At 61.7% G+C, this 2558-nt stretch carries 2 protein-coding genes; both read right to left on the bottom strand.

The window, feature by feature from the left end:
* Positions 1–97: 97 nt before the first annotated feature.
* Positions 98–916 carry an IS21-like element helper ATPase IstB gene (gene istB, locus HV796_RS41570; protein WP_175233456.1) on the bottom strand — a complete coding sequence of 273 codons (819 nt, stop codon included), beginning with the start codon at positions 914–916 and terminating at the stop codon, positions 98–100.
* Positions 913–2415, bottom strand: coding sequence for an IS21 family transposase (gene istA, locus HV796_RS41565; protein WP_175233455.1), 1503 nt, complete (start codon positions 2413–2415; stop codon positions 913–915). The genes istB and istA overlap by 4 nt, the downstream gene beginning before the upstream one ends.
* Positions 2416–2558 lie beyond the last annotated feature (143 nt).

Here is a 2558-nt window from a genome sequence, read left to right as displayed (position 1 = left end):
GTGGATAGCGTCAACTACCTTGGCCGGTCGAGCGACAACTATGTTGGCCGGTTCAGCGACAACTACTTTCCGGTCCGGAGGGGGTAATTGTCGGTAGTCAGGCTTCCATAGTTGTCGCTCCCTGCGGTTCAGCAGCGGGTAATTGACGCTTGCGCGATTTCTGTTTGTCGCTGGCGTCGCGACGCCGGTAGCTTTCCACGTTGAGCTCGAAGATCGTCGAGTGATGAACGAGCCGGTCGATGGCCGCCACCGTCATGCCGGGGTCCGGGAATACGTCGCTCCAGCCAGAGAACGGCTGGTTGGCGGTGATCAGCAGGCTTTTGCGCTCATACCGCTCCGAGATCAGTTCGAACAGCACGCTGGTTTCGGCCTGATCTTTTTTCGCATACGAGAGGTCATCCAGGATGACCAGATCGAAGCGATCGAGTTTGGTGAGCGCCCACGGCAGTTGCAGGCTCTGGCGGGCGAGCTGAAGCTTCTGAACGATTTCGCTGGTGCGCGTGAACAGTACGCGATAGCCCGCGTCGATCAGCGCATGCCCTATGCCGGATCCAAGATGACTTTTTCCGCCACCCGGCGGACCAAACAGGAGAATCGTAGCGCCTTTCTCGAGCCACGCATCGCCGGTGGCCAGCGCCGTGACATGTGCCTTCGAGACCGTGGGGACAAGACCGAAGTCGAAGGTGGCGAGCGTTTTGGTCGGGTCCAGACGGGACTCGGTGCGATAACGCCCGGTTCTTCGTTTGTCGCGTTCGGCGAGTTCGTGTTCGAACAGCGCGCTGAGTAGCCGGGAGCCTTGCCAGCCTTCCTTGTCTGAGCGTTTGGCGAATTCCGGCCACAGCCGGCCAATGGTCGGCAGGCGCAGCTCGTTGAGCATCAACGCGAGACGGCCCGTGTCATCCGCTGGGGCGTTCATGCCAGCACCTCATCGAGCAGCGTGTCGTAAATCGCCACCGACGGCATCTCGATCACGACATCCGGGCATTGCGCCTGACGCGGCGCAAACTCGTGACGCAACTGATCGAGATCCGGCAGTTCGCCAGCCAGCAATAGCGCATCGAGCCGGTCGGCGAGAATGGCCTCGACGCCATGATGGGCGGCCAGTTCGAGCAGCCCAACCATGGCCTTGCAGGCATCGCGTGGCGTCAACCGTGCGTCAAGCTGTTCCCAGATCCGGCGATAGGCCTCCCGCGGAAACAGCTCATCACGAAACACCAGACCCCGCCAGGCTTGCGGCTTGCGTTTGAGCGAGTCGATGAAGTGCCGGTAATCGAGGACATGCCCGAGACGGCCACCGCAAACACGCACGCCCCGCGCCATGCTGTGCACCAGCGCGCCGGACAGATAGCAGTCGAGCCTGTCGCTGTAGAGACGAATCTTCATGCGATGGCCGATCAGCCTTGACGGCGCGCTATAGAGCACCCCGAGCACGATAAACGTGCCACTGCGGGTGACGCGAGCCTCTTCCTCAGTAAAGTCGGTCGCGCGATGTTCGGGCAGGTCCCGCAGATACTCACGCTCAACGTTGAACGCGGCAGCGTTACGGCGATTCCGGCGCATGACGACGCCGCGCACGAATTCATCATAGCCGGCACGATCGGCGAACTCGCGATAACCGCGAAGCTCCAGGGCCTGATCGATCTGATCCTTCAGGTAGCGATGAGATGACTCGACACTACCGTTCTCGTGGCCGAGCCCCCGGTTGTTGCGCGTGCCCTCCATCCCGTAATGGACGAGCAGCGCGTTGTAACGGGTCGTGAAGTCTTGCTCTTCCTGCAGGTTCCTGAACGCCGCCGACAGGCTGTCGGAACGGTGCTCGCGCGGGCAGCCACCGGCTTGCCATAAGGCGTTCTGCAATCCCGCCGCGAGTGCGGTGAAGCTCCCTGCGCCTTCGACCACATTCGCATACTCCCAGCGAGAGAATGCCAGCACGAAGTGATACAGCATGTGGGGGAATGCGGCGCCGCCGATCGTCACGCCCAGCTTGTCCATATGGGTGAAGTCCGACAGACCCCGTATGCCGGGTTGATACGTTTGAGGGAAGAACACTTCCTTGCCGGGACCTTCGAGCGCGCGCCACCGGCCGATATGACGCTCCAGCGTGCGCCGCATGCTGTCGGGAAACCGGTCGGGGTGATCTTCCTGCAACTTGCGCAGCAGCGTGATCGCCTTCAGCTTCGCCACACTGCGCAGCAACGGGACGATTTCGCTGTCCCAGACATCGGCAAACGGATTGGGTCGGGTACGCCAGTCCCGCGCGGCGGCTCTTTGCGATGGCAGTTGCGTTGCATGTTCAACGCGTCGCGCCGTGCGTACGCTCATGCCTGCTCTGGCTGCCGCGGCTTGCTGGGTTTGATGTTTGCGTCTGGTCATATAGAGGTGAACCTGTTGGTCGCTAATGCGGGCTTCAGACATGGCCGGACCGATACTTGAGTTTCAGTCAGCCATCCTAAGCCCCGCCGAACCAGCGCCGCCGGCGGTTCGTCGTCTACGGCGGCTACGCCGCCTTCGACTCCTCACCACCGGCCAACATAGTTGTCGCTACAGCGGCCACTCTA

The sequence above is a fragment of the Paraburkholderia humisilvae genome (genome assembly GCF_902859855.1).
GTDB classification, from domain to species: domain Bacteria; phylum Pseudomonadota; class Gammaproteobacteria; order Burkholderiales; family Burkholderiaceae; genus Paraburkholderia; species Paraburkholderia humisilvae.
This window is presented reverse-complemented; position numbering and strand designations above follow the sequence as displayed.

Coding starts and splice junctions, on each gene's coding strand:
- istB (WP_175233456.1), bottom strand. CDS start 916: ATGAACGCCCCAGCGGATGACACGGGCCGTCTCGCGTTGATGCTCAAC.
- istA (WP_175233455.1), bottom strand. CDS start 2,415: ATGTCTGAAGCCCGCATTAGCGACCAACAGGTTCACCTCTATATGACC.